Genomic DNA, 26,235 nt, shown 5'->3' with positions numbered 1-26,235 from the left:
GCATAGCTTCAGTATTTTTCTAGGCTATACATTCATGGATTCTATCATGGGCGAACATGTGTTCACTAGCATTAGTGTACATCTGTATTGTATAAAACAGTAACAGAATAAAACATGAATTTTAAAGATTTAATCGAAAAAAATGAATGATTCAAAAGTATGATTTTTTTGTCAAAAAAGCATACAAATTTTAGTCATAGCTTTCTGGCAAAAGTCGTCGTTTAGACTGTTGATAATCAAGTAAAACAAGCTGAATCCTTGATGATTATTTAGTTTGATTCAGTGCTACTTGCATCATTTTAGGAAAATCGGTAATCAAACCATCAATTCCTAAATCACGTAATTTTTTTGCACGTTCAATATCGTTTACGGTCCAAATACTGATGGCTAAATTGGCATCTTGTGTTGCTTTGAGTAGTTGATCTGTGGCTAATTGGTTCATCCATCCAATTTGACAACATTTCAGTGCTAAAGCTTGTTCGATGGCTTTGTCTTGAATGTCATCTTCAATGAGTAAACCGTGCTTGAAATGACTATTTTGTTGAATCAAAGCTTGGTGGATTTTTAGATCGAAACTGGTGATTACTGCAGTATTTTCAAAGCCTTTAAGCTGTTTTTCTAATTCAATAACGAGTTTTTCAGCATGTTCTTCTGTTTCAACCGCTTTGACTTCAACCTCGATATGTTCAAAGTCTTGCATGATATTCAGGCTTTGACGCAAAGTTGGTGTGATTTGTTTTTCCCAATCCATCCAAATATTGGCTTGGTTGTAGGCTTTGAGTTCTGTGCTTTTTAGATCATAGAGTTTTTGATTTGTTCCTGTAGTTCGAAGAAAGTTGTCATCGTGCATAATGATCAGTTCATCATCTTTGAGCTGTCGTACATCAAATTCGACTGCACGAATGCCTAAGTCACGGATGTATTGGAACCCTGCTAAAGTATTTTCAGGGGCTTCCCCACGTGCGCCACGATGACCAATGATTCTCATGATGAACTCTGTTTTGATTTTCCTTTCTGATTAAAAGTATAAGCTGAATATAACTGCATATTGTATTGAAATGTTAGATGAATTTTATGGCGAGAAGTTCCTCCCTTTTTTTAAAGGGAGGTTAGGTGGGATTTTATTTGATTGTGAAATTTCTATTTTTTTGTTTCTTGGTAAAGCACATCAAATCGTTTCATTAATATTCTTTTGCCAAAGTACTTCGCTACCGCCTTCAGCGCGTTGCAACGTACGTGAAGCAACGAAGAACCAATCAGATAAACGATTGAGAAGTTGCAATGCAGTGGCTTGGATATTTTGGTCACGTGTATGTACGGTCATTAAACTACGTTCTGCACGACGGCAAACAGCACGTGCTTGATGGGTATAACTGCAAACAATTGTTCCAGATGGAAGAATGAAGTCTTTCAGCATCGGTAAGTCTTCATTCATACGGTCAATTTCTTGTTCAAGAAACTCAACGCAAACAGGTTGTAGTAGGTTGTAGTTTGGAATACACACTTCACCACCCAAATCGAACAACCAGTGTTGGATCAAGCTTAAAGATTTATCCCAAGTCGCCTTATCTTCAATTGTACTCACTGCAATTTGTGAACGTAATACACCGACAATCGAGTTAAGTTCATCAACATCACCCAGTGCAGCAATGCGTAGATCATCTTTGGCTACACGTGAGCCATCACCAAGCCCTGTTGTTCCTGCATCACCTGTACGTGTGTAAATTTTACTTAAACGATGTCCCATTTGGATTCCTTGCGAAAATTTCAGTGTCTATATAAGCATAAAAGATTTCGATGACGATAAGAATATACTTTAAAAATTAAGCTTGACTTCAACATGGTCAGAACATAATCTGCGAACGTTTCAGGTGCTTCAATTCAGAAGTGAAACTGGGAAGTCAGTAGAAATTCCTAATCTGACACTGCCCCCGCAACGGTGAATAGAGTTCAACCATTTTTTGAAATGATTGCTCTTAAGTCCGGAGACCGGCCTGATACAGACCTAATTAATATGCAATTGTTTATTATTCGTTGTTGATGAAATCGATATAGCGCAATCAACATTTGCATAATCCATAGTTTGTTTCGCACGGGCGGTGCGAATGGGGACGTAATTTTATGCGTATTATTTCAAAAGCTTTAGTTAGCTCTTTTTTTACTTTATCTCCTTTATCAGTAGCTATCGCTTCTGAAAATGTTGTTCAACTTCCAACGATTAACACAGTCGCAAATTTGGTTGAACAAGATAACCAAAAAACCATGGCTGCGGTTACGGTCATTGATCGTGCTGAAATTGAACGTAAGCAATATAACTCTGTAGAAGATCTCTTAAAAACACTCCCAGGTGTTTCCATGAAGAATAGTGGTGGTGCAGGTAAAGCAACATCACTTAGTTTACGTGGTACTAATGCTAATGCAATTTTAGTCTTGGTTGATGGTCAAAAAATTGGTTCTGCAACTACAGGTCAAGCCGCATTTCAATTCCTTCCAATTGATCAAATTGAACGTGTGGAAGTTGTGCGTGGCCCTCGTTCAAGCTTATATGGTTCTGAAGCGATTGGTGGTGTGATTCAAATTTATACACGTAAAGGGACTGAAAATGGGGTAAAACCTTTTGCATCATTTACGTATGGCTCTCATGAAAGCTATGATGCAAATGCGGGCGTCAATATCAAAACCGACAATAGTTGGGCAACTTTAAGTGTTGCGGGTACACATACTCAAGGAATTGATTCGACAGATACACAGACCGAACGTGATCATGATGGTTATAAAAACTATTCAGTTTCATTAAAAGCAGGGCATCAAATTACAGATAAACTGGCTGTGGATATGAATGTACTTCATGTTGATGGTACAACTGAATATGACAATAGTTATGCAGTTAATCCAGAACAAGAAATTCAGCAAAATGTGTATGGTCTTGGCGCAACTTATGATGTGAATGATCTTTGGTCTACCCAAGTTAAATTAGGGCGAGCAGAAGATAAAGAAGATTCACGTAGTAATAAAAAATCGCAGTCGGTTTATAACACTACAAGAGATACGGTTTCTTGGTTAAATACATTAAAATTTAATAAAAATAATACTTTATTGTTGGGTTATGATTATTTAAATGATGAAGTGAAAGGCTCTGGTGTCAAAGAATATGTAGAAAAAGCACGTGATAATCATGGTTATTTTGCGCAATATCTTGGTAACTATAACCAAGTTGAATTACAAGCAGCACTTCGTGTAGATGATAATGAACAGTTTGGTACGCATACCACTGGTAATGCAACTTTAGGTTATCATTTTGATCAGGCAATGGTTTATGCAAGCTATGGCACAGCATTTAAAGCACCAACGTTCAATGATTTATACAGTCCTTATGGTGGTGTTCTTGATTTAGAGCCAGAGGAATCTAAAAACTATGAAATTGGCTTAAAAGGTCAGTTGAAAACTCTCGATTGGGAGTTGAATGGTTTTTATAATGAAATTGATGATTTGATTGTATGGCGTCCAGATGCACCTGGTTCATGGAATTGGTATGCGAGCCAAATCGACAAAGCACGTATTCGTGGTGCTGAATTAAGCTTAGGTCAAACGCTAGAAAACTGGAAATGGAACGTAAATTATACCTACCAAGATCCAGAAAATCGTAGTGAGGGTGCTGCCAAAGGTAAACAAATTAGCTATCGTGCAAAACAGTTATTTAACGCATCTGCTGACTATACAATGGATAAATGGACAATTGGTGGATCTGTACATGCAGAAGATAAACGTTATATCGATACCGATGGTTTAAATACAGCTTCTTTACCAAGTTTTGCAACAGCCGATACGCGTGTGACTTACCAAGCAACACCAGAGTTTTCTATTCAGGCAAAATTAGCTAATATGTTTGATAAGCAATATCAAACTTCGCAAGGATATAACCAAGACGGTCGTACTGCTTGGGTGACTTTACGTTATGCAATGAAATAATTTGTAAATGCAGAAAAAGCCCTGAAATTTCAGGGCTTTTTATTTTACAGTTTTAAATACTTGAGAATTAAGTTAGGGTTTAACTTTACATAAAAGAAAACTAAGTAAAATGGAAATAATCATTAAGCAGGCAATTATGTCTGAAGCTGAAGATATTTTAGAACTACAGAAAATTGCATATCAAAGTGAGGCTGAATTATATCAAGACTGGAATATTCCACCGTTACTTCAAACGCTACAACAATTACAACTTGAGTTTGAAAATCATAAAATTATTGTCGCAACCTTTAATGATGAAATTGTTGGTTCAGTAAGGGGCTATGTAGATCAGGGTACTCTACATATTGGTCGTTTAATCGTTCATCCTGATTTTCAAAAACAAGGAATTGGAAGCCAATTGTTGCTGAAAATAGAGAACGATTCTGAAAGTCAGCGTTATGAATTATTTACAGGTCATAAAAGTATAGAAAATATAAGGCTCTATGAGAAGCTTGGTTATCAGCAATTCAGAACTGAAAAAATTCATGATGAGTTGGATTTTATTTATTTACATAAACAGGTTTAAGCACTTTTGATTAAATTGCTTTACAATGATTCGCCTTCAATATTTAAATTTGTATTGAAAATAAAGAATACATCCGAGTTAATACTATGCGTACCCGTGCCAAAATTTGCGGAATTACCCGACCACAAGATATTCAAGCTGCTGTTCAAGCAGGTGTGGATGCGATTGGTCTGGTATTTTTTGAACCGAGTCCACGTTATGTAAATGTAGAATTGGCACAACAATTGGCAAAACTCATTCCTCCTTATGTCAATATTGTGGGGCTGTTTGTCAATGCAACAGCAGAAGACATTGCCCAAGTTTTAGAGCAAGTTCCGCTTGATGTGATTCAATTTCATGGTGATGAAAGCGCTGAACAATGCCAACAGATTGCACAATACAATAAACGTCGTTGGTACAAAGCGATTCAAGTAAAACCAGATGCAACAGATACAGAAATTATTTCGACAATTCAGCAATATCAACAGGCTGGTGCGAGTGCTATGCTATTGGATGCATGGCATCCTGAACTGAAAGGTGGAACAGGGCATAGTTTTGACTGGTCACAGTTCCCCAAACTCGATATTCCTTTAATATTGGCAGGTGGTTTAAAACCTGAGAATATTGAAGATGCGATACAAACGACTCAAGCGTATGCAGTCGATGTCAGCGGAGGCGTAGAATCCGCAAAAGGTATTAAAGACCAACAACTCATAGAAAGATTTATGCAAGGAGTCCAACGTGGATCAACAAAGTAAGATTGACTATACCCAATTCCCAGATCAAAACGGGCATTTCGGTATCCATGGCGGACGTTTTGTGTCAGAAACTTTAATGGCAGCATTGGAAGATTTAGAAAAACTCTATTTCCGTATGAAAGATGATGCTCAGTTTTTGGCAGAATTCGACCGTGATTTAGCCTACTATGTCGGACGTCCAAGTCCGCTATATTATGCTGAGCGATGGTCGAAAGAGTTGGGTGGTGCGCAAATTTACTTAAAACGTGAAGACTTAAATCATACGGGTTCTCACAAGGTGAATAACACCATCGGTCAAGCTTTATTGGCAAAATTGTCAGGTAAAAAACGAATTATCGCAGAAACTGGTGCAGGTCAGCACGGTGTTGCGACGGCTACGATTGCAGCACGTTTGGGTCTTGAATGTGTGGTATTCATGGGTGCTGAAGACGTGAAACGTCAAGCCATGAATGTGTATCGTATGCGTTTATTGGGTGCGACCGTTGTACCTGTAGAAAGCGGTTCAAAAACACTAAAAGATGCCATGAACGAAGCGATGCGTGACTGGGTGACTAATGTTGATTCAACGTATTATGTGATTGGTACAGTTGCAGGTCCACATCCTTATCCGCAATTGGTACGTGATTTCCAATCGATCATTGGTCGTGAAGCACGTAAACAAATCCAGGAGCAAGCTGGCCGTCTTCCTGATGCATTGGTTGCCTGTGTAGGCGGTGGTTCAAATGCAATGGGCTTGTTCTATCCATTCTTGAATGATGAAGATGTGAAAATGTACGGTGTTGAAGCAGCAGGCTACGGCATTGAAACAGGTAAACATTCTGCACCATTAAACGCAGGTCACGTCGGCGTACTTCATGGTAACCGTACTTATTTAATGTCTGATGATCAAGGTCAGATTATTGAAACCCATTCGATTTCAGCGGGTCTGGATTATCCTGGTGTAGGTCCTGAGCACAGTTTCTTAAAAGATATGCATCGTGTGAACTATGTGCCAATCAATGATACTGAAGCGTTACAAGGTTTCCGTGATTTGACCCATATCGAAGGGATTATTCCTGCGCTTGAAAGCTCACATGCGATGGCGTACGTGACTAAACTTGCACCAACCATGGATAAAGATCAAATCATCATTGCGACTGTTTCTGGTCGTGGTGATAAAGATTTGATGACAGTTGCTCGTATTGATGGTGTAGAAATGGTTGAGATGTAATTCTCAATAAAATCATAAATAAAGCTCCTTGAAGGGGCTTTATTTTCATATCATTTAATTAAAGTCAAATGGCAAGCACAGCCCTAAATTATGCTGAGTAATCAAATAAATTTGCGTAGGCGATGCCTTACTTTTGACTGGGCAAAAGTAACAAAACCCTTTTGTTTCGTCAGGGGTTCATCCTAGAACCCCGACTCAAAGGCGACATCCATGTCGCCTAACGCGATAGCACGATTCTATTTGACGTCCGATTCTGTGAGAACAGCTATATTTATAGGATGTAAATTTTAAGGATTTACATTGCATTTAACATTTGGTGTAGAAATGTCGAGTTTGTTTATTGTCATGCTTGGTGGTCGCCACGCACGTGCCAATACCGAAGTCCATGATGTTGTTTTGGCAGTGGGTGATTCTTTAGAAGAAATTACACCACAACTGAAACATGCATGGTTTGGTGAACAGCAAGGTTTACATATTGACGCATGGCATCAGCTACATGGTTTGGAGTTTGAAAATAAGAAGTATCAAATCCATTTTACCGATGCACAACCGAAAATTTCAGAAGCGAAGTTATGGCTGATTAATTTAGGTGGTTATGATGTCCGTGAATTTGGTGAATTGCATCGCTATGTTCTAGTTGTTGCTCATGATTCGGTTGAGGCTAAAATGAAAGGCAAACAACAATTTGCTCAACATTGGCAAAAACCACATACCGATCGTGTCTTGGATGTGGATGATTGTATAGCCATTGATCATGTGCATGGACGTTATGTTCAATTAATCGAGGGTGAATTTGCGCAAGGGCAATGGGGCAATACTTATTTAACCCTTTAAAATGAGTGGGTAAGAAATTTGGTTTCTTATCACTTAATAAGATAAGTATCTTAGAAAATCATCAATATCGTAATAAATGTGATAAAAACTCGCAAAGCCTTAGTTATTCATGCTTTCAACAAGGCTTATCAATAAAATCGCTATGAAATATGTAAAAAAAGCATTTCGCTGATAGATCAAATCTCGTTATATTGTGCATCGTTATAATGAATCTACTAGCTGTACGCCATGTATTTATATACTGATTTCGATCAACAATTGATCAATGAACGTGTTGCACAATTCCGTGACCAAACGGAACGTTATTTAGCGGGTAAACTCACTGAAGATGAGTATCGTCCATTACGTCTACAAAACGGTTTATACGTACAGCGCTATGCGCCGATGTTACGTATCGCTGTGCCTTATGGTTTAATGAATTCCAAGCAATTACGTAAAGTTGCTGAATTGGCTCAGGAATTTGACCGTGGCTATGCACACGTTTCTACACGTCAGAATATTCAATTTAACTGGCCTGCATTGGAAAATGTGCCTGATATGTTGCAAGAGTTGGCAACAGTTCAGATGCATGCGATCCAAACCTCAGGTAACTGTATCCGTAATACCACCACTGACCAATATGCAGGTGTGGTTGCAGGTGAAATTGCTGACCCACGTCCTACTTGTGAATTGATCCGTCAATGGTCAACTTTCCATCCAGAATTTGCATTCTTACCACGTAAATTCAAGATTGCAGTGTCTGCACTTGAGGAAGTGGATCGTGCAGCGACTTCATTCCACGATATTGGTGTATATCTAACACGCAATGAAGCGGGTGAACTCGGTTATAAAATCAAAGTTGGTGGTGGCTTAGGTCGTACCCCAATTATTGGTTCTATGATTCGTGAATGGTTACCACGTGAAGATTTAATCGCTTATCTTGAAGCAGTTCTTCGTGTGTATAACTTACATGGTCGCCGTGATAACAAATATAAAGCACGTATTAAAATTTTAGTAAAAGCATTAACCCCTGCGGTATTTGCTGAAAAAGTTGAAGCTGAATTTGCTGAAACCATCAAAACATTAAAAGTTGATGCAGATACGTTGAAGAAAATGGATGAGGAATTCACACCATTTACGTATCAAGATTATGCAGATGAAGATTTCACTGCACAATTTGCAGAGCATCCAAAATTCAAGCAATGGTTCAATATCAACACCAATGCACACAAAATTGCAGGCTATCGTATCGTGACGATTTCTCTGAAACGTGCGGGTGTTGCACCGGGTGATATGACCACTGAAGAAATGAATTTGATTGCTGATCTTGCAGACAAATACACGTTTGGTGAACTTCGTACGACACACGAACAAAACATTTCTTTGGTCGATGTACCACAAAAAGACTTGTTTGAATTGTGGCAAATCCTTGAAAAAAATAACCTTGCTCGCGCGCATATTGGTTTTATTACCGATATTATTTGCTGCCCAGGCGGTGATTTCTGTTCATTGGCAAATGCGAAATCTATTCCAATTTCAGAAGCGATTTCACGTCGTTTTGATGACTTAGATACCATTTATAACTTGGGTAAAATTGATCTCAATATTTCAGGTTGTATGAATGCCTGTGGTCACCACCATGTGGGTAACATTGGTATTTTGGGTGTAGATAAAAAAGGCGCTGAATTCTACCAAATCTCTTTAGGTGGAAATGCAGACCACGATGCTTCACTTGGTGACATCTTAGGACCATCATTCTCAGCAGAAGTGATTCCTGATATTGTAGATGAAATTTTGAATACGTATCTTGATCTTCGTAATGAAGGTGAAGAGTTTATCGAAACTTATCGTCGTGTCGGCATTCAACCATTTAAGGAGCGTGCATATGCTTAATACAGCACTTCAAGTCCTCTCTAAAGATGGCACAATTGCAGATAATACTTATCAAATCATTGGTGAAGATGGTGTATTACCACAAGGTGATGTGCTTCTGACTGTTGAGCAATTGGATCAAATTGGCAATGTTTCAGGTAAAAAAGCCCTATTCATCACTGTGGATACTTCTCCTGAAGTGAATCAATTTCCACTTGATCAGTTAGATGCAATTTTTATTGATTTTGCAGGCTTTAATGATGGTCGTGGTTATTCATTTGCTGCGTTGTTACGTCGCCAAGGCTATCAAGGCGAGCTTCGTGCCACAGGTGATGTATTTAAAGATGTTTTAAATTACATGAAGCGTTCAGGTTTCGATACTTTCGTGATTAAAGAAGGTAAAGATATTACTGAAGCAGCGGCAGGTTTGGGGGATTTTACCAACCCTTACCAAGCGTCGACTGCGGTTGCACAAGCAAGTTATCAAACAGGTGCTTAAGCCTATTTGACACTCAAGAGCCTGCATTAAGCAGGCTTTTTTATTTTTAAAAATTGATCATAAATTTATATATTTTATAGAGTTAACAATGCTCTATTTTAGTGCATAGTCATGTAGAATAAGGTCACCTAAGTTTAAGACTATAGGTTTATCGTTTTCGGAATATTCAAAATAAAAGTGAATATCTAATTTAAAATCTTGGGCATTCACTTTTATTTTCAGTCTTTTATTTCTAGCCCTTTTATTTTTAGTTTTTATTTAAAAGTGACCTTGTTTTTATGCAAAATTCTATTCGTGTCGGTATAGCGGGTTATGGCAACCTTGGGCGTGGTGTTGAAACTGCGATTCAGAAAAATCCTGATTTACAATTGGTTGGTATTTTCAGCCGTCGTGATCCTGCAACAGTTTCTCCATGCTTTGCTGAAACTCAAGTTTATGCAATGGATTCGTTAAGTGATTTCCAAGATAAAATTGATGTATTGATTTTATGTGGTGGCTCGAAAGATGATTTGCCACAGCAAGGTCCAATCTTGGCAAGCCAATTCAATACCGTAGATAGTTTCGATACCCATGCACGTATTCCTGAATATTTTGCTGCGGTGGATGCACCTGCTTTGGCAAACAAGAAAACTGCGATGATTTCGATTGGTTGGGATCCAGGCATGTTCTCGATTAACCGTTTATTTGGTGAAGCATTATTACCTGATGGTGAAACTTATACTTTTTGGGGTAAAGGTTTAAGCCAAGGTCATTCTGATGCGATTCGCCGTGTAGAGGGGGTGAAAGCTGGTGTGCAATACACCATTCCATCGACGGATGCGATTGAAAAAGTTCGTAGTGGCGCACGTCCAACGTTGACAACCAAAGAAAAGCATCAACGTGAATGTTATGTCGTTCTTGCAGAGGGTGCAGATGCAAAAGCGGTTGAGCAAGCGATCGTGACCATGCCGGATTATTTTGCAGATTACAACACCACTGTAAATTTCATTGATGAAGAAACATTGAAAAAAGATCATCAAAAAATGCCACATGGTGGTTTTGTGATTCGTAGTGGAAATACCAGTGATGAACAGAATCAAGTGATTGAATTTTCATTAAAACTTGACAGTAATCCTGAATTTACAGCGAGTGTTTTAGTGGCTTATGCACGTGCATGTTATCGCTTAAATCAGATGCAACAGTATGGTGCGAAAACAGCATTTGATGTTGCACCAGGTTTATTGTCAATGAAATCGCCTGAGCAATTGCGCAAAGAATTACTCTAAGCATCATTGAAAAATGAACAGAAAGCCGAATGAAAATTCGGCTTTTTTATTTCCTCAGCGTCATTCTATTTCTCAGCCATCGTTTCATTTTTGCAATGTTGTATGTCGTAAAAGCAGCTATGTTCATGATCAGAATCTTTGCATAATAAAGCAAAGTCTATTTTCATGGTGAATGAAATGTTACATCAAACAACAGGTGATTTATCCTTACTGAAAGGTTGGAATGCAACGCTGCCCAATACGGAAGTGATGCCTGTGCTGTTTCTTGGACATGGCTCACCGATGAATGCTATTCAAAGCAATGACTTTACCCGTTCATGGAATAGCATTGGTGCTGAAATGGAAACTCAACCCACTGCGATCTTGTGTATTTCAGCACATTGGCTCACGCAGGGTGGAACAGCAGTGACTGCAATGCAACAGCCGAAAACTATTCATGATTTTGGAGGTTTTCCACAAGCTTTATTTGATATGCAATATCCTGCATCGGGGAATAAAGCATTAGTAGACGCGACCACTGAAGCGATTCAAAGTATCCATGTGCATCATGATCATGACTGGGGGTTAGACCACGGCACTTGGGCGGTGCTTTGTCATGTATTTCCAGATGCCAATATTCCAGTGGTACAACTCAGTATCGACTATAGCCAAGGTGCGCAATATCACTATGATTTGGCTAAAGAACTTGCTCAATTACGTCGTAAAGGTGTATTGATCGTTGCAAGTGGTAATATGGTACATAACCTGAGACAGGTTGCATTTGATAAAATCAATGATGAGTTTGGTTATGACTGGGCTTTAGAAGCCGATGCCAAAATGAAGAACTTTTTGCTCGATCATAATCACCAGGCATTGATTGATTGGGATAAACAAGGGCAAGATTTCTTATTGTCGATTCCAACACCTGATCATTATTATCCAATGCTGTATGCATTAGGTTTACAAGAAGAGAAGGATGAATTGTCGATTTTCAATGATCGTGCAGTTGGTGGTTCATTGACCATGACTTCTTTTAGATTGGATCAGCGTTAATTTTCAATACCTAAAACTGCTGAATGAAAAGGTGAATAATAATTCGCCTTTTTGTTTTTTAATTGAACTATGATTCTTGCTGAGTCTTTTGCGACGACTTTGTTTTATTGAAAATGATGATCATACTATTCCTAATCTGAAACTCAGGCTAAACTTCGGTCACTAAAATTTGAACTATAAAGATAATGTCTGAATTGTTTGCAAAAATTAATCCTGGGGTGTTCTGGTTGTTGATCGCGATTGCGACAGATGTCCTTTCTACTTTTTATTCTGCTAAAGGCAATGGTTTGGTCAATAAACTCGATCAAGGGATTGCTTTGGTTTTATATATTATTTCATTTGCCTGTGCAGCCTATGCTTTGAAATTTATGCAAGCGGGGATTCTCTATGTTTTATGGTCTGGGTTGGGCGTGATTGCGACGGCACTTTTAGCCAAAGCTTTTCTTGGACAGAATATTGATTTGGCTGGCTGGGTGGGGATTGCCTTTATTACTATCGGGTTAACCATTATTGCGCAGTTTTCCAATATTGATGTGTAACAGATGCTTCAATGTCAAACTTATGCTATTACTAGGCAATTAAAAATTTTGAATAATTAATTTATGTGGGAATTCCTAAAACATCTTTTTTCAAATAAGAAGATTGAAGTTGATCAAATTAAAGAAAATATTAATATCTCAGATTCTCTAAATCAGCCAAGAATCTCTCCAGTTAAAGCACATGATTATGTTCAACAATTAGAAAGCCCAATTGCATTTGAAGATCAAGATAATTTTGAATATGGCTTTAGTCATAGAGACTTAACTGAGTTTGAAATTTCAATGTTGAGATTGAAGAGTTATGATGGATTTTTAAGGCAAATTATGTTGGAAAAGTTAGCATCATGTTTTGATGCTGAATTTTTTCCGCATTTATTATACCGTTTAAGTGATTATGTGCCATCAAACCGCCAATTGGCAGTAAAACATATCATTCAATGGAGTAAACGCCCAGAGTTTTCAGAATTATGCCTCAACAATTTTTTAGACATTGCTGCATTGAGATATCGAGATAGAACAGATCAAGGTTGTTTAGCATTATTATTGAAAGAGGTTGCAAGTAATACAACGTATCTCTCGAAAACTTTAACATCAAGACAAGGAAAGCTACCACGAGTTATTTTAAAATTTATCATCGAATATCAGTGGATTCATGAGAGTGAGTTGTTAGAGATGTGTCGTTTGGCAAAAGATCAAACGGTTCGTAAATATTGGTTAAATTTTATTATTCAGCATCGCTCTGAAAAAGAATTGGTTGATGAATTAAAACGAAGTATATATAGGGATGTTCAGTATCGTTTATTTGATTATTTATATCAGCGCAATGGTTTGAATACAGAGGACTTCATCTATTTTTGGCAAAGTAAATTCGCTTCAATTATGGATTATGCATATTTTGCTTTAAGACAGGAAAAATTTAATTTTGATCAATATTTTCAAGAATATCCTATTAATCAATTAACTTTATTTGAGGCAAAAATTAGGGCAAAACAGTGGATACTGTTAAAGGGAGATCATTCAATTTTTTTTAATATTCTCAAGCAGATTGACTCCCTAAAAACGACAAACGCAATTATTTTTTTAGCGCTGAGACAACAATATATAACTATTGAAAAATGTTTAGATTATTACCATGCTACTCAGCAGAAACTTGATTTTTTTCATATCTCAAAGCTTAAACAAGCAACGCAGAAACAAATTACTTTAAGTGAACTCGTGGGATATTTATCTTTAGTAAACTCTCCAATCACGATTAAACAACGATTAAGCTTGGTAGATGGTTATGGTATATGGGAGCAATTGTATTGGTTTGTCATCAGTTCAAAGTTCATTCAAACAGATAATGATAAAATTGTTTTTGATTTACATATTGCTCAACAATTACATTATTTAGGTTATGCAACTTATAGTGAACAGTGGACGTCTACGCAAAAAGTGGAAATGCAAACTTTACTGCCTGCATTTATTCAGAGTTATCCTAATATTTTTGAAAAAGACACTGTTAAGCATTTGCTTAAATCTTATTTAAAATAACGGTGTATTTAAAAATTTATAGAAGAAAGCTGTACCAAGTGATGGTTCTAAAATGATAGGAAATAAGAAACCATACACAGCACCTGCAATATGTGCACGATGGTCAATCAACGGTGAGCGTCCTGAACGTATGGCATAGAAGCTATAGCAGAGATAAATTGTGGCAAAAATAATTGCAGGAATCGGAATGAAGTAAAGATATAAGATACCCCAAGGGTTAAACAGCACCGCACTGAATAAGACAGCATTGACCGCACCAGACGCACCTAAACTACGATAAGAGTTAAGATTACGATTATGTAAATAACTTGGAATTGCCGCAATAATAATGGCGCTACAGTAGAACAGGACAAAGCCCATACCACTCAGATAACCACGAAAAAAGAACTCAACATTTCGCCCAAAGAAATACAGGGTAAACATGTTAAAAAATAAATGCATACCATCATTGTGAATAAAACCGTGCGTCAAAAAGCGATCATATTGACCATGTTTAATCGCTGAAATATTGAAAATCAAACGATTCATCACATTGCGTTGTTGCCATGCCACCATTGAAATCCCAATGGTGATGAGAATAATCAGAACGGTATGAGTAAGACCTGTGATCATATTGTTATAAACACATTCATTATAGATTGGATGCAATATAACCGATCTTAATGTAATTCAATAGGCTATATTGCAGAACGTATTAATCGTGATGCTAAGTTTATGCTTCACTGAGTTGGCAGTTGATCATCCATTTAATCCCGAATTGATCTGTAAACGCACCATATAACGCACCCCAAAAAGTATTGTCCAAAGGCATTTCAATTTGTCCATTGACGGACAGTTCTGCATACAAACGTCGTGCTTCTTTTTCTTCATGTGATTCTAAGTTGATCGAAATGTAGTGATTTGTCCCTTGGCTAAAAATGCTGTTAGGTGCACAAAATTGGTCATTCACATCGGAAGCCATCAGCACGGTGAAATCATTGATCGGTAGTGAAATATGTAAAATATAATTTTTTTCTTGTTCTGAAAATGTCACGCCATCTTCTTGTGGCAGTTCGCCATAACGGGTCAAGTAGCTAAACTCTCCACCAAAGACAGATTTATAAAAGTTAAATGCGGCTTCGGCTGTTCCTTGAAAGTTTAAGTAATGATTGAGTTGCATGATCAAATCCATTTTGTTACTTAGATCTGATTAATTTAGCAGTTGAATACTTAAAGCTTGATGAAAATTTTGTTGTTTATTGAATCATTTTAGCTATTTTTTATTGCACTCAATGAGCACAACAGTAATTGCTGTTGAAAATTTGAATTACAATCTAATGTTACGTGGTTGAAAAGAGTCATCTATATTTAAAATTTTTTTAATTCCCCTTAGCAGAGTCTTACATGGAAAAGTTTTGATTTTCGGACTAGCCTGCGGCTCGCCTTACTTTTGTTTTGGCAAAATGAGCAGTGAAACTGCGTAAGGAAACCATCTTGCGGACTCAAAATATATTTTGAGGATCCTCACCGCAAAACTCGTCGACCACCGCCTCTTGATTAATACATCGCAGAAACATTAACTTATAGATCTTGCGCCATAACTGGCTCATGCCTCAAACACGTTGCGGATGACGTTTCCGCGTATCTAACTTTTTCGAGGTGTAAAATTCGATTTTGATGCTACTTAGTAACATTAATTACAAAGATTTATCTTGTTTCTTTTCGAGCTTTAAGTCTTGCGCATTGGCATATTCATCTAAGTCTTCATTGCGAGAAGGGCTTTGGGCTTCAGGGCGATCTACAAAACCAATTTTTGGTACAGGGATTTCGATCTGATTTTCCACAAAACGATTTTGAATCAATTCATGAATTTCATCTTTGACTTGTAGATAGTTACTTTGTTTACACCATAGTGCAAAAAGAATCTCAATAGAGGATTCAGCAAAGGAAGACACGGTGACACGTGGTTTAGGGTCAGCGAGTACCAGTGAATAATCATTGGCGAGTTCGATTAAAACTTCACGGACTTTATTAATGTCTTCGGTAAAGTTGATTGCTACTGTGATGGAAAGTCGCCGTATTGGAAATTTAGATAGGTTATGTACAGGTGCTCGGATCAATTGCTCATTGGGTAAGCGTACATAAACATTGTCCATGGTCAGCAGTTTGACTGAGAGTAAATCAATCGAGATGACTTCACCCTCAATGGTATGTCCACGAATTAGGGTAATCTGAATGGTATCGCCAATTTCAAATGAACCTTCACCAATCAAGAATAAACCACTGATCAAGTTAGAAGCAGAAGTCTGCGAGGCAAAACCCAAGGCAACCGTTAAAATCCCTGCTGCACCTAAAAAGACACTGAGTTTAAAGCCAGCTTCTTTTAAGCTTGCCATGACAAAAATCATGAAAATAAAGTAAAAAATACCGCGTCGCCAAACCAAGCGTTGATGTGCATTAAAACGTACACCGATGGTTCGGATAAAGGTATTGGACACCACACGAGCCAGTATAAAACCGACAAAACCGAGAACCAGTGCAACCGCAATTTCGCTTAAACGATCGACATTGATATTGGTAAAAATGCCTTTTAGGCTTTGAGCGATGTCTTTGGGGATGTTGGAATCAGCCATATTTACCTCATCCCATTAGAAAAATGAATCAAACATATTAAACAATGCACCACCTGGTGAACGAGGCGGATGCACATAGACCACTTCACCTGCCAGCGGTGGGGTGCGATTTTCAATTTTTACTCGTGCAGGGCGATCATTCCCCTCATAAATGACTTTGATTTGTGATGTCCATAAACGCCCCGTGCTTTCACTATAGAAAAGTGGTAAGGCAGGAACAGGCACATTCATACGATCAAAACGAAGTTGATGATTACTGACATTGTGAAAATCAATCGGCGTCACAGCACGAAAAGCGCGAGGACGTAATAAGTTTAATTCAGTACGTCCATCCACAGATGTGGCATAGCACATTTCACCAAAACGGTGATCTGGACCGAACCATGTATCTTTGGGTTGAATCACAGGAATATCAAACAGTGGCTCTTTTTGCGCTTGAACAAAACCTGAAACCCAAAGCGGTGTACTGATATAGAGTGTGCCACGTTGCCCCGCGGGAATATAAATCGGGTCTACAGGACGAATCACTACAGAACGATCAGCTAAACGTGGCATCAGTTGAAAGGTTTTATGGGTTTCTCTGAACATGTAGCGTTCAACATGCAAAGGCTCTGGAAAGCCAAAATTCACATCGTGGATACAATGCCATTGCTGTTCATAGTCATATTGAAACTGTGGGCGATAATATTCTAAACGCCACTCTTGCAAGCCACGCGTCATGCGCATAATCATAGAGCCAAACTGCCATGCCTTAGATTGATGCAGTTCAAACTGTTGTTCTCCCCACCATTTAAGGTCGGGAAGTTCAGGTTCTAGATGTTCATTCTTCTTTGACAAATGTGTTTATCCCGTACATAAATGATCATTAAAAAATAGGCTTTGCAAATCATCAATTCTTTAAAAAACAGACTTCACGCTGTCATGCGCATAGAGTACACTCAAAGCAATTTAAATCATTAATATAAGTTGTAATGCAAGTCCTTAAACAATTACAAATACCCTATAGTTTTGCAAAGCGACATGGCGTGTTATTGCGCTACGAGGGCGATCAAGTTTTTATTGTTCGTCGTCAGGATACCGCACAAATTGCGATACAGGAAGCACGTCGCTATTTAGGACGCGTTGCGCAACATCAGTTATGTTCTGAAACTGAGTTCAATCAAATGCTCAGTTCCAGTTATGCAGGGGAAACTGGGGAATCTCAACAGGTTGCCGCAGGTTTGGAAGATCATCCAGACTTATTGAGTCTTGCCGATCAAGTGCCTGAAACTGAAGATTTGATGGATCAGGAAGATGATGCCCCGATTGTCCGTTTGATCAATGCCTTATTATCAGAAGCCATCCGTGTCGGTGCGTCTGATATTCATATTGAAGCTTTTGAAAAGAAATTATCGGTACGTTTGCGTGTTGATGGTCAGTTACGTGAGATCGTACAGCCACGCCGTGAACTTGCACCCTTGTTGGTGTCACGTATTAAAGTTATGGCAAAACTGGATATTGCTGAAAAGCGTGTTCCGCAAGATGGTCGTATTTCTTTACGTCTTGCAGGGCGTGAAGTGGATGTCCGTGTATCGACTTTGCCATCTTCACATGGTGAGCGTGTGGTGATGCGGTTGCTTGATAAGCAAGCTGGGCGTTTGAACATGACCCATTTGGGATTGATGCAAAGTGATTATGATCGTTTAACTACTTTGGTACATCGTCCGCATGGCATTATCCTCGTTACAGGTCCTACAGGCTCGGGTAAAACCACGACACTTTATGCAGCACTTTCTGACTTGAATGATGGTTCTAAAAATATTCTGACTGCCGAAGACCCGATTGAGTATCAACTTGAAGGAATTGGTCAGACACAGGTGAATACCAAAGTCGATATGACCTTTGCCCGTGCCTTAAAAGCTATGCTTCGTCAAGATCCTGATGTGGTGATGGTGGGTGAGATTCGTGATCTTGAAACTGCGGAAATTGCAGTTCAGGCTTCGCTTACAGGTCACTTGGTGTTATCAACACTGCATACCAATACTGCGATTGGTGCGGTGACGCGTTTAAAAGATATGGGAATAGAACCTTTCTTATTATCCAGTTCTTTGATTGGTGTGATTGCACAGCGTTTGGTGAGAACGATTTGTTCGCATTGTCATACGTGGCGTGAAGCAGATGATTTTGAGAAGGAAGTATTTAAACCTGTTTCGAATGCAGTAGATTTAAAACTTCCTGTGCCAAATGGCTGTGATCATTGTTCGCATACTGGGTTTATGGGTCGTACTGCGATTTATGAAATTGTTCCGATAGATGAGCAAATGCGCCGTTTGATTCATGGGAATGCTGCTGAGTATGAGCTTGAGGAATATGCACGCCGTGATGCAGGTTCGATTCGTGACGATGGTTTACGTAAAGTTTTGGCAGGTAAAACTACAATGGAAGAGGTTTTACGCGTCACCAATGAAGCTGCGGAGTGATGAGTTTGTTTGTGGAATCTAATTAAAATTGTGGAACAATTATTGAAATCTAGCCGTGAAAGATGAGTAATCAATAAAAGCCCAACAAATTGAATGAGTCGGATTTTTTTAATCACAACTTATTTAAACATTAAAATTAATTTAGAACCCCTTAACATTAAGTATATTATGTTAAGGGGTTCTAAATTTAATGAGCCATACTGTTAATATAAGTACTTTTTTAAAATTAAATGTAGTAAAATCATATTATTAATTATATTTATGATCATCAGAGTTTCAAATGACTAAAGTTATTGACATGAAAAGTATTATAGAAAATTCAATTCGTAAATTTGAAGTTTTGGAAGATGGTGAAGACCCTGTTCATGGGAAAAAATCTATACCAGCTAAGGATATTGTTAAAATTGTAGATCATTTGGATCAAAATCTATCTAATAATCTTCTTCGAGAGCGTTTAGAAATAATCTATGAATATGAAAAAAAATATTTAGATTTGACTAAGGAGTATAAAGAAGAAATTAAATTTGCAGCGAACTTACAAGAAGATGTTAGAAAAGAAAGGGCAAATTTTTTCTCAGATGTCCTTAAAGATGTGCATCAGACCTTAACTGAAATAAATATGGATTCAAGCGTAATAGACTTATGGTTGAGTGAACTCGTTTCAACATATACTCATAGTCTAAATATTTCAGCAGAATTAGCAAAAGACCAAATATTAGAAGTTCTTAGTCAGCTTAGGTCATCTGCAAAAAATAGTTTGCATACAATTTCTGGTGAATAAACATGGTCTCTGCAATGGAGCGTCTGCAAGTTACTCAATTGATGAAAGAACATAGACGATCACTAATAAATCAAATAATTAATCTTGAATTAACTGAGTTATTAGAAAAAAGCTTTCGATATGAAAAATCAATTGAAATTTGTCGAATTGCTCTAGATCAATCCATTTGTCTTTGGATAAATCAGCAAATTGACAGTGGTTTTCAAATATCTAATGAGGTTGGTAGCTTATGCATTTTGAAGCTTTCAACCTTAGTGCAGAAAAATTTAAATTTTTATATTTCAGAAAATTCAGCAGAAAGTAAGCTTGTTTCAGAATTGTTAATTAATAAAGTTAGTATGATGGAATCACTAATTAATTTTGAAAATATTAATGAATATCGGTTAAATAAACTAAAGTTACAAATGTCTAAAGATGAGGCTTTATTTAATCGACTATTTCATAATTTAGAGGATAGTTAAATGTCATTTTTTACAGATAAAATATCTAAGCTCGTATTAGGACCTATCGGATATATTGCCGACACTATTAATGAATGGGGCAAAGAGCCTTTAAAAAAATGGGAACATGATAGAAATGAAAGTGCAAAAGACAATGATGTAGACAGACAGATTAATCTTGCTAATGCGAGAATTAGAGAAGAATCAAAAATAAAAAGAGAAGAAAGTATATTAGAAAATGAACTTCTTATAAAAAGAGAAACTGAAATAAATAAAATAAATAAAGAGGCTGAAGAATGGCAAAAAGATCAACAGTTTGAAAGAATGAAGAAAGTTTCTGAGGCTATTATGCATTATCAAACTCAATTGACTCAGCTTAACTTGAAATCAATTGAGGCTATAGGATTGATGGAACTAAGTTTAAGAGATAAAGCTCAGGAATTAATTTTGGATAAAACTTATAAATATAATGAAATACAAGATAAGGCTATAGCACAAGCGGCAATGCAACTACTATCTATTGAAGAAAAGTTTGCTTCAAATGAGAGAATGAAAGATATATTAATTAACGCAGTTGATGCTAAATTAGCCAGTATTATACAAGCAGCATCCAATTTTTTAATTGAATTAGAAGGTGATATAAAAGCCTTAAATCATAATATTAGTTCTTTGACTCAAAATGGTCAAAAATTTATACAAAGTCATTTAGAAAATTTCCAAATTGCAAACAATGGAGATACGACAAAACAAATTGAAAACAAATCAGATTAATTTTATGTATTTATACCTCATAATATAGTGAAAATTATGTGAAGTTAAAGGGTGAAATAATTTTTATTTTCAATTAATTAAGCTGTTTTTAAAGGCCGCTATTCTTAAAAGCCGATTAGAAAAATCGGCTTTTGATCAATTATTTCTTAAAAAATCAAACAATCACATTTAACGTCACATCAATATTGCCACGTGTTGCATTTGAGTAAGGGCAAACGATATGTGCAGCATCTACCAATTTTTGCGCTTCAGCTTGTTCCAAACCTTCCAAATGAATATTTAACTTCACTTCAATCCCAAAACCCGTTGGAATTGGACCAATACCGACTTCACCTTCAATATATGCATCAGGTGTAATATTTAAATGATCGCGGTTAGCAACAAACATCATCGCACCCAAGAAACACGCAGAATAACCGGCAGCAAAAAGCTGTTCAGGATTTGTCCCACCACCCGCACCGCCCATTTCTGTTGGCACTGCTAACTTTACATCTAATATATTATCCGAAGAGGTTGCACGACCATCACGACCACCTGTTGCTTTGGCATGTGCTGTATAAACGACTTTTTCTAAAGACATGATTATTTCCCTGTTATGGCTTACAAATTTTAATTGGAATAAACATCCTGTCTGAAAATGCCGAAAGAATAAGCAGTGTTTTTGTAAATTTAAGCGAGATATTGTTGTGGCTTAAAGCGGACCTACGCTATTTAAAAAACTCACCAGATATTGTCCATTTTTTTGTTTCGCAATTTTGCCAAAAGTAAAAGCTTGAGGCATTTCTTCAGAACCTTTGAGTTGGTATTCTGCATTGACCTTAAACGTTTTATATTTTGAAAATTGTTGCTCTAAGGCTTTAATTCCATAAAGATAAAAACCACGATCATCAGTTTGAAAATATACAGCAATTCGCTTTAACTCTTGAATTAAACAGCTTTGGCAAAGCTTATGATCTTTCTCAATGTTTTGTGCATTTAAAATCAATTGAATATCAAAACCATAAGATTCACAGCCGACATTTTCAAGCCGAATGGATTGACCATTTTCCAATTGCGCTGTTTCTAAACCGTAGATTAACGGAAAATCATCTGTTGTATATTGAATTTGAAAACTGTGTTTTTGCACTTTATTTTTCAGTAAAACAGGTGTTGCGAGTCCACGAACACATTCTTTTTCAAAGTTTTGCTTGGCTTTAGTATATTGTGGATTATCTTTTGCCAAAACAGGACTATGAATGAATGCTGAGAATAGGGCAGTTAAGAGTAGAATTTTGCGCATTATTTTGTTTGATTTATATTGAAAAATTAAGCTATTAGAAACGAAATATTCATGCCATTCAATAGATGTAATTTCTTAGAAGTAATATTGAGAATTAAACTAAAAATTTAAAAATTAACCAGCTTACGATGTTGCATCAAAGGCATAGACGCACGAATTGCTTCTTGTTCTGCTAAATCAAAAGGTACAGTTAAAAGTTGTGCACCTTCTTGATCTGTAATTTGTAAAATTTGCCCACGGCTATTGCTCGCACCTGCATGTCCCCAAGTCTGACGCTTTTCACCATGCCAACCTTGTTGTGCAGCACCCAAAACTTGACATTGACTGTCCATCGCACGTGCTTGAAGAAGCAACTGCCAATGCATTTCACCTGTGGTATAAGTAAAAGCAGCAGGCGCAGTCAAGATATTTGCACCTTGAGCACGTAGTGTTAAAGCGAGTTCAGGAAAACGTAAGTCATAACACACCATCAAACCGATATTGCCAAACGGTGTTTTCGCAACAACTACATCGGTACCAGGCTCAAAAAACTTAGATTCCTGATAACCACCTACAGCATCACCGACTTGCACATCAAACAAGTGAATTTTGTCATAACGTGCTTCGGTACGCTCAGGGCTGATACACAAGCTGACGGTACGCACACGACCATCTTCAATGATCGAACCATCAGGACGGAAAGGGCAAGGCAAAGTCCCTGCAACAATCCAAATTTGATATTGATGGGCTAAATTTTCCAGACGCTGTTGAATTTCTTCAAAACGAGCAGCCGTTTCACGCTGTTTACCTGCCGCGAAACAGACAAAATTTTCAGGGAAAACAATCAACGATGCGCCATCCGCTTTACTTTGTTGTGTCAACGACTCAATCACACTGAAGTTTGCTTCAATGTCATTTTGAGAATTCATTTGAACAACAGAAAGTAAAGTCATGTGCAATCCCTTTAAATGATGACAAACTTGGAAAGATTAAGCGTTTTGCTGATCTGAAGATACACAGTCCATCGTATCTTGCTGTTTCTCAAGTTGTTTAACCAATGGCTCAAACATATTTTGGTTGTTTTCATTGAGCTTCATCAGCGTTTTGTGTGCATCGAGAACGGTACACAACATGGTGCTATGATTCACATTGTCGTCAATCAAAGCTTTGGTGCAGACCTGAGGGTCGCCACAATAATTTAAAATGACAAAAACCTGCCCCAAGCCCATGCTATTGGCTAGAGTGGTAATATCTGGATTTGTGGACAGCATCACGGCTTGGATGTGGTGTACTTGTTTCAGCTTTAAGCCAAGCTTGGCAAGTATTCCAAGAACTGTACTGTCTATAAATGTGGTTTGGGTTAAATCAACAATTGCGCCAGTGACGTTTTTTTGCTGTTCAATCCTCGCCAAAAGTTTGTCTAAGCTTATACAAGATTGGGCTCGCACTTCACCAATGAGTTTGAAGATATGCGTTCCATCCAAGCTTGCATATTCAACATGACCTGTTGACATATAAATGCCATTTGCAGAGAAGGATAGGAAAATTATCACATAGCGCAACTCTATACTCAAGCATTTGCGTATAGCTTATTAGTCTAATTTGTCATATGTGATTGATTGTAAAGTTAATTCATTCTTCGGAGACTGAGGATGGCAATATCATCTGCGACGTGATCTGGCGCGCGGAATGATTGATTTTGCAAATCATAGACCAATTGAGCGAACTGTTCGTTCAAACCACCTTTATAAGGTTCAAGCGCACCATCTGAACAAATAATAAACCGAGCATGTTTGGTTAATGTGCATTGGAATTCTTCAACTTCTAGATCTTCTGTCAGCCCTAAAGGAAAACTACTGGTATTTAAAACGCGAGGAGCTTGATTCGGTTCTAAAATAATCGGTGGAGGATAGTGTCCTGCACTCGACCATTTTAAAGCATGGGTTTCTAAGTTTAGAATACCAGCAACCATAGTGATGTGCTTTTCAATATTTTCTTGAACGAGCATCCCATTAAGTTTTTTGATTAATTCTCTCGGTGTTTTAGAGCGACCATGGAATGCTGCCATCCAAGAGGTTAGTAATGAGCTTGTTACCCCATGACCAGAGACATCTGCGAGATAGAACATGATTTCTTTATCGCTAATTTTCCAATAATCGTACCAATCACCAGACAAATATGCAGAAGGTTGAAATAACGTCTCAACCTTATAATTTTGTAGTTCAATTGGGTTTGGTAATAGTTTCTTTTGTAATTCAGCAGCAGAGGGAAGATCACGACTGTCTTGATTTCGCTTATATTGCGCATCAATTTTTAACAGTGAACCCTCTAGATTGATGGGTAATTTTGTCCAAATCCAACCTGCTAAAGCACCCAATTCCCATGCTTGAGACAATTCAGCACCTTCATTTTCTTGCGCAATAACAATAGTGGGTAGTGCCCATTGATGTTGTAAAAAATCATGCACATCGGCAATCGCAATTCGGGTCGGGTCATAAAGATGAATATCTTCAATCGTAATCATTTGCAAACTCGGAAGTGTATTTAACACTTGTTCAAGATTTGAAATTTGGCGACTTGGCTGAATGAAATACATGAATGAAATGAATGACCTTTAATGGGGATAAACAGCGTGATTTAATAGATTTACTATAGATGACACGACATTGCTAGCGAAACGATAAGAATGTCTAGCAATGAAGTTTAACAAAATATTAAGCTTATTGCTGAGTGTTAGAGTCAGTACTCTCATCTGGGCTCGTAACATCACCACTTTCGTCTTCGTCATCTACAAAGGCAACAGCTTCCTCACCTTTACCTTTCTTCTCAGCAATTTGGAAAGCCAAACGTTGTAAATAGATGTCACGAATTGCTGCATAGCGATCACCTTGTAATACGCTTTCAACATCGAGAAGTTTAGCACGTGTATTGATACCGCCTAAAACACGATTTCCCCAGATTAAACCTGTTTGACCATTGTCATCCATTGGATAAGTAATTGGATTTGCATAACCTTCAGCAACATAGTCACCGACGTGACGAATGGTACTTGGTCCTAAAATAGGAAGCATCAAATAAGGACCACTTGGAACACCATAATAGCCTAAAGTCATACCTAAGCTTTCTTCTTCAGTCGCTAAACCTAGACGTGTCGCTGGATCAGCCATACCTAAAGAAGTAACAGTATTAATTGTAAAGCGACCTAAAGATTTTGCTGCACGACTAAATCGACCTTGAGCGAGTTGGTTTACTGCATTCCATGGTTCACTTAGATTTTTACGGAATAAACTATAAGAAGAGCGAACATCTTCTGGAGTCTTCTCTTTATATTGAACCGCAATAGGTCTGAAAATATTACGATCTAACATATCGTTAAATGCATAAACTTCACGGTTTAAGGGTTGTAATGGGTCTTTTACAGCATCAGGTTGAGCCGCATTTGCATTTACCTTGAGATCATTTTTAGTAACATGCTTAAGTTCTTTTAACGCTGTCAATCTCGGATGTTTTGACGTTGCTGTAGTTGTTGTGTCATCTATAGCAGGCTTATCATCCGAAACAGACGCTGTAGACAAAGCATTGTTTGCATTTTCTTGAGTAGATGACTCTTCTTGAGCAAATACATGGCTCGTTAAGCCAATGCTGAGTAAACAAGCCCAAAGTGTATGATAAGGACGCATACGATTCCTTGAAGTATTTTGAAAATAAAATGAGTCAATAATCAAATTAAAGACGGCTAATTATATTCTAACAAGAGTTATTCGATTTGTATTAGAACAAATTTGATCAAAAAATGTGAATAAATATGATTTATGGATGAAAAATAAACAGGCAACACACTTTTTTATAAAAAAATGGAAAAGGGGCTTGTGTTGGATGT

General features: G+C 37.5%; 27 protein-coding genes and 1 riboswitch. Of the genes, 15 read left to right on the top strand and 12 right to left on the bottom strand.

Annotated features, from left to right (window positions below; translation table 11 throughout):
- Nucleotides 1-265: 265 nt before the first annotated feature.
- The gene (locus EXE09_RS12765) at nt 266-988 is read right to left on the bottom strand and encodes a glycerophosphodiester phosphodiesterase (protein WP_130117534.1); all 723 of its coding nucleotides are present in this window, start codon (nt 986-988) and stop codon (nt 266-268) included.
- A 180-nt stretch (nt 989-1,168) separates the two neighbouring features.
- The gene (locus EXE09_RS12760; protein WP_130113676.1) at nt 1,169-1,747 is read right to left on the bottom strand and encodes a cob(I)yrinic acid a,c-diamide adenosyltransferase; all 579 of its coding nucleotides are present in this window, start codon (nt 1,745-1,747) and stop codon (nt 1,169-1,171) included.
- A gap of 105 nt (nt 1,748-1,852) precedes the next feature.
- Nucleotides 1,853-2,013, top strand: a riboswitch (cobalamin riboswitch).
- 108 nt (nt 2,014-2,121) lie between these two features.
- On the opposite strand from EXE09_RS12760, the gene EXE09_RS12755 reads away from it, so the two are divergent.
- The 11 genes from EXE09_RS12755 (at nt 2,122) to EXE09_RS12705 (ending at nt 14,034) form a co-directional block, all read left to right on the top strand.
- Nucleotides 2,122-3,969, top strand: coding sequence for a TonB-dependent receptor domain-containing protein (locus tag EXE09_RS12755; RefSeq protein WP_130117533.1), 1,848 nt, complete (start codon nt 2,122-2,124; stop codon nt 3,967-3,969).
- Between the two features lie 109 nt (nt 3,970-4,078).
- The gene (locus EXE09_RS12750) at nt 4,079-4,534 is read left to right on the top strand and encodes a GNAT family N-acetyltransferase (protein WP_087554141.1); all 456 of its coding nucleotides are present in this window, start codon (nt 4,079-4,081) and stop codon (nt 4,532-4,534) included.
- An 86-nt stretch (nt 4,535-4,620) separates the two neighbouring features.
- Nucleotides 4,621-5,271, top strand: coding sequence for a phosphoribosylanthranilate isomerase (locus EXE09_RS12745; RefSeq protein ID WP_130117532.1), 651 nt, complete (start codon nt 4,621-4,623; stop codon nt 5,269-5,271).
- On the top strand, nt 5,255-6,481 hold the full coding sequence (gene trpB / locus EXE09_RS12740; protein ID WP_087554139.1) for a tryptophan synthase subunit beta: 1,227 nt from the start codon (nt 5,255-5,257) through the stop codon (nt 6,479-6,481). Before EXE09_RS12745 ends, trpB begins: the two co-directional genes overlap by 17 nt.
- 324 nt (nt 6,482-6,805) lie before the next feature.
- The gene (locus EXE09_RS12735; RefSeq protein WP_130117573.1) at nt 6,806-7,315 is read left to right on the top strand and encodes a DUF1543 domain-containing protein; all 510 of its coding nucleotides are present in this window, start codon (nt 6,806-6,808) and stop codon (nt 7,313-7,315) included.
- 228 nt (nt 7,316-7,543) lie between these two features.
- A complete protein-coding gene (locus tag EXE09_RS12730) occupies nt 7,544-9,187 on the top strand; it encodes a nitrite/sulfite reductase (RefSeq protein ID WP_130117531.1) in 1,644 nt (547 codons plus the stop codon).
- Nucleotides 9,180-9,665 carry a DUF934 domain-containing protein gene (locus tag EXE09_RS12725; protein ID WP_068973310.1) on the top strand — a complete coding sequence of 162 codons (486 nt, stop codon included), beginning with the start codon at nt 9,180-9,182 and terminating at the stop codon, nt 9,663-9,665. The genes EXE09_RS12730 and EXE09_RS12725 overlap by 8 nt, the downstream gene beginning before the upstream one ends.
- A 278-nt stretch (nt 9,666-9,943) precedes the next feature.
- Nucleotides 9,944-10,930, top strand: coding sequence for a diaminopimelate dehydrogenase (locus EXE09_RS12720; protein WP_068973311.1), 987 nt, complete (start codon nt 9,944-9,946; stop codon nt 10,928-10,930).
- A 165-nt stretch (nt 10,931-11,095) separates the two neighbouring features.
- On the top strand, nt 11,096-11,962 hold the full coding sequence (gene ygiD / locus EXE09_RS12715; protein WP_130117572.1) for a 4,5-DOPA dioxygenase extradiol: 867 nt from the start codon (nt 11,096-11,098) through the stop codon (nt 11,960-11,962).
- 185 nt (nt 11,963-12,147) lie between these two features.
- Nucleotides 12,148-12,501: a DMT family transporter gene (locus EXE09_RS12710; protein WP_068973313.1), complete on the top strand. Its 354-nt coding sequence runs from the start codon at nt 12,148-12,150 to the stop codon at nt 12,499-12,501.
- A 291-nt stretch (nt 12,502-12,792) separates the two neighbouring features.
- Nucleotides 12,793-14,034 (top strand): hypothetical protein, encoded by a 1,242-nt coding sequence (locus EXE09_RS12705; protein ID WP_165382068.1) that lies wholly within the window; start codon nt 12,793-12,795, stop codon nt 14,032-14,034.
- On the opposite strand, the gene EXE09_RS12700 is transcribed toward EXE09_RS12705, so the two are convergent.
- From EXE09_RS12700 to EXE09_RS12685, 4 genes are all read right to left on the bottom strand, one after another.
- A complete protein-coding gene (locus EXE09_RS12700) occupies nt 14,026-14,646 on the bottom strand; it encodes a rhomboid family intramembrane serine protease (RefSeq protein WP_087554133.1) in 621 nt (206 codons plus the stop codon). The genes EXE09_RS12705 and EXE09_RS12700 overlap by 9 nt on opposite strands.
- 100 nt (nt 14,647-14,746) lie before the next feature.
- Entirely contained in the window at nt 14,747-15,193 is a 447-nt protein-coding gene (locus EXE09_RS12695; RefSeq protein ID WP_087554132.1) for a VOC family protein, read from the bottom strand.
- 517 nt (nt 15,194-15,710) lie between these two features.
- Nucleotides 15,711-16,646: a mechanosensitive ion channel family protein gene (locus EXE09_RS12690; RefSeq protein ID WP_068973316.1), complete on the bottom strand. Its 936-nt coding sequence runs from the start codon at nt 16,644-16,646 to the stop codon at nt 15,711-15,713.
- Nucleotides 16,647-16,661: 15 nt separating this feature from the next.
- Nucleotides 16,662-17,483: a hypothetical protein gene (locus EXE09_RS12685; RefSeq protein WP_068973317.1), complete on the bottom strand. Its 822-nt coding sequence runs from the start codon at nt 17,481-17,483 to the stop codon at nt 16,662-16,664.
- A gap of 134 nt (nt 17,484-17,617) precedes the next feature.
- On the opposite strand from EXE09_RS12685, the gene gspE reads away from it, so the two are divergent.
- The 4 genes from gspE (at nt 17,618) to EXE09_RS12665 (ending at nt 21,097) form a co-directional block, all read left to right on the top strand.
- Nucleotides 17,618-19,105, top strand: a complete 1,488-nt coding sequence (gene gspE, locus EXE09_RS12680; protein ID WP_130117529.1) for a type II secretion system ATPase GspE — start codon at nt 17,618-17,620, stop codon at nt 19,103-19,105.
- Nucleotides 19,106-19,385: 280 nt separating this feature from the next.
- Nucleotides 19,386-19,886, top strand: coding sequence for a nickel transporter (locus EXE09_RS12675; RefSeq protein ID WP_130117528.1), 501 nt, complete (start codon nt 19,386-19,388; stop codon nt 19,884-19,886).
- 2 nt (nt 19,887-19,888) lie between these two features.
- Complete coding sequence (locus EXE09_RS12670; RefSeq protein ID WP_130117527.1) at nt 19,889-20,347, top strand: hypothetical protein; 459 nt, start codon at nt 19,889-19,891, stop codon at nt 20,345-20,347.
- Entirely contained in the window at nt 20,348-21,097 is a 750-nt protein-coding gene (locus tag EXE09_RS12665) for a hypothetical protein (RefSeq protein ID WP_130117526.1), read from the top strand.
- Between the two features lie 154 nt (nt 21,098-21,251).
- Here EXE09_RS12665 and EXE09_RS12660 read toward each other — a convergent pair whose 3' ends face one another.
- The 6 genes from EXE09_RS12660 to EXE09_RS12635 form a co-directional block, all read right to left on the bottom strand.
- Nucleotides 21,252-21,677, bottom strand: coding sequence for an organic hydroperoxide resistance protein (locus EXE09_RS12660; protein WP_130117525.1), 426 nt, complete (start codon nt 21,675-21,677; stop codon nt 21,252-21,254).
- A gap of 111 nt (nt 21,678-21,788) precedes the next feature.
- The gene (locus EXE09_RS12655) at nt 21,789-22,376 is read right to left on the bottom strand and encodes a hypothetical protein (RefSeq protein ID WP_130117524.1); all 588 of its coding nucleotides are present in this window, start codon (nt 22,374-22,376) and stop codon (nt 21,789-21,791) included.
- A 107-nt stretch (nt 22,377-22,483) separates the two neighbouring features.
- Entirely contained in the window at nt 22,484-23,308 is an 825-nt protein-coding gene (locus EXE09_RS12650; RefSeq protein WP_130117523.1) for a carbon-nitrogen hydrolase family protein, read from the bottom strand.
- 36 nt (nt 23,309-23,344) lie between these two features.
- Nucleotides 23,345-23,869 carry an anti-anti-sigma factor GigB gene (gigB, locus tag EXE09_RS12645; RefSeq protein WP_068973325.1) on the bottom strand — a complete coding sequence of 175 codons (525 nt, stop codon included), beginning with the start codon at nt 23,867-23,869 and terminating at the stop codon, nt 23,345-23,347.
- Nucleotides 23,870-23,982: 113 nt separating this feature from the next.
- A complete protein-coding gene (gene gigA, locus EXE09_RS12640; protein WP_068973326.1) occupies nt 23,983-24,951 on the bottom strand; it encodes an RsbU family protein phosphatase GigA in 969 nt (322 codons plus the stop codon).
- A gap of 124 nt (nt 24,952-25,075) precedes the next feature.
- Entirely contained in the window at nt 25,076-26,035 is a 960-nt protein-coding gene (locus tag EXE09_RS12635) for a VacJ family lipoprotein (RefSeq protein WP_130117522.1), read from the bottom strand.
- Between the last annotated feature and the right edge of the window lie 200 nt (nt 26,036-26,235).

The organism is Acinetobacter sp. WCHAc060025 (assembly GCF_004209355.1).
GTDB lineage: Bacteria > Pseudomonadota > Gammaproteobacteria > Pseudomonadales > Moraxellaceae > Acinetobacter > Acinetobacter wuhouensis.
The sequence above is the reverse complement of the archived record's forward strand: the minus strand, read 5'-3'. Positions and strand labels throughout refer to the sequence as shown.

Coding starts and splice junctions, on each gene's coding strand:
- gigA (WP_068973326.1), bottom strand. CDS start 24,951: ATGTATTTCATTCAGCCAAGTCGCCAAATTTCAAATCTTGAACAAGTG.
- EXE09_RS12745 (WP_130117532.1), top strand. CDS start 4,621: ATGCGTACCCGTGCCAAAATTTGCGGAATTACCCGACCACAAGATATT.
- EXE09_RS12655 (WP_130117524.1), bottom strand. CDS start 22,376: ATGCGCAAAATTCTACTCTTAACTGCCCTATTCTCAGCATTCATTCAT.
- EXE09_RS12675 (WP_130117528.1), top strand. CDS start 19,386: ATGACTAAAGTTATTGACATGAAAAGTATTATAGAAAATTCAATTCGT.
- EXE09_RS12635 (WP_130117522.1), bottom strand. CDS start 26,035: ATGCGTCCTTATCATACACTTTGGGCTTGTTTACTCAGCATTGGCTTA.
- EXE09_RS12665 (WP_130117526.1), top strand. CDS start 20,348: ATGTCATTTTTTACAGATAAAATATCTAAGCTCGTATTAGGACCTATC.
- EXE09_RS12735 (WP_130117573.1), top strand. CDS start 6,806: ATGTCGAGTTTGTTTATTGTCATGCTTGGTGGTCGCCACGCACGTGCC.
- EXE09_RS12650 (WP_130117523.1), bottom strand. CDS start 23,308: ATGACTTTACTTTCTGTTGTTCAAATGAATTCTCAAAATGACATTGAA.
- EXE09_RS12710 (WP_068973313.1), top strand. CDS start 12,148: ATGTCTGAATTGTTTGCAAAAATTAATCCTGGGGTGTTCTGGTTGTTG.
- EXE09_RS12660 (WP_130117525.1), bottom strand. CDS start 21,677: ATGTCTTTAGAAAAAGTCGTTTATACAGCACATGCCAAAGCAACAGGT.
- EXE09_RS12765 (WP_130117534.1), bottom strand. CDS start 988: ATGAGAATCATTGGTCATCGTGGCGCACGTGGGGAAGCCCCTGAAAAT.
- EXE09_RS12690 (WP_068973316.1), bottom strand. CDS start 16,646: ATGGCTGATTCCAACATCCCCAAAGACATCGCTCAAAGCCTAAAAGGC.
- EXE09_RS12760 (WP_130113676.1), bottom strand. CDS start 1,747: ATGGGACATCGTTTAAGTAAAATTTACACACGTACAGGTGATGCAGGA.
- EXE09_RS12750 (WP_087554141.1), top strand. CDS start 4,079: ATGGAAATAATCATTAAGCAGGCAATTATGTCTGAAGCTGAAGATATT.
- EXE09_RS12695 (WP_087554132.1), bottom strand. CDS start 15,193: ATGCAACTCAATCATTACTTAAACTTTCAAGGAACAGCCGAAGCCGCA.
- EXE09_RS12755 (WP_130117533.1), top strand. CDS start 2,122: ATGCGTATTATTTCAAAAGCTTTAGTTAGCTCTTTTTTTACTTTATCT.
- EXE09_RS12700 (WP_087554133.1), bottom strand. CDS start 14,646: ATGATCACAGGTCTTACTCATACCGTTCTGATTATTCTCATCACCATT.
- ygiD (WP_130117572.1), top strand. CDS start 11,096: ATGGTGAATGAAATGTTACATCAAACAACAGGTGATTTATCCTTACTG.
- gigB (WP_068973325.1), bottom strand. CDS start 23,869: ATGTCAACAGGTCATGTTGAATATGCAAGCTTGGATGGAACGCATATC.
- EXE09_RS12730 (WP_130117531.1), top strand. CDS start 7,544: ATGTATTTATATACTGATTTCGATCAACAATTGATCAATGAACGTGTT.
- EXE09_RS12720 (WP_068973311.1), top strand. CDS start 9,944: ATGCAAAATTCTATTCGTGTCGGTATAGCGGGTTATGGCAACCTTGGG.
- gspE (WP_130117529.1), top strand. CDS start 17,618: ATGCAAGTCCTTAAACAATTACAAATACCCTATAGTTTTGCAAAGCGA.
- EXE09_RS12670 (WP_130117527.1), top strand. CDS start 19,889: ATGGTCTCTGCAATGGAGCGTCTGCAAGTTACTCAATTGATGAAAGAA.
- EXE09_RS12725 (WP_068973310.1), top strand. CDS start 9,180: ATGCTTAATACAGCACTTCAAGTCCTCTCTAAAGATGGCACAATTGCA.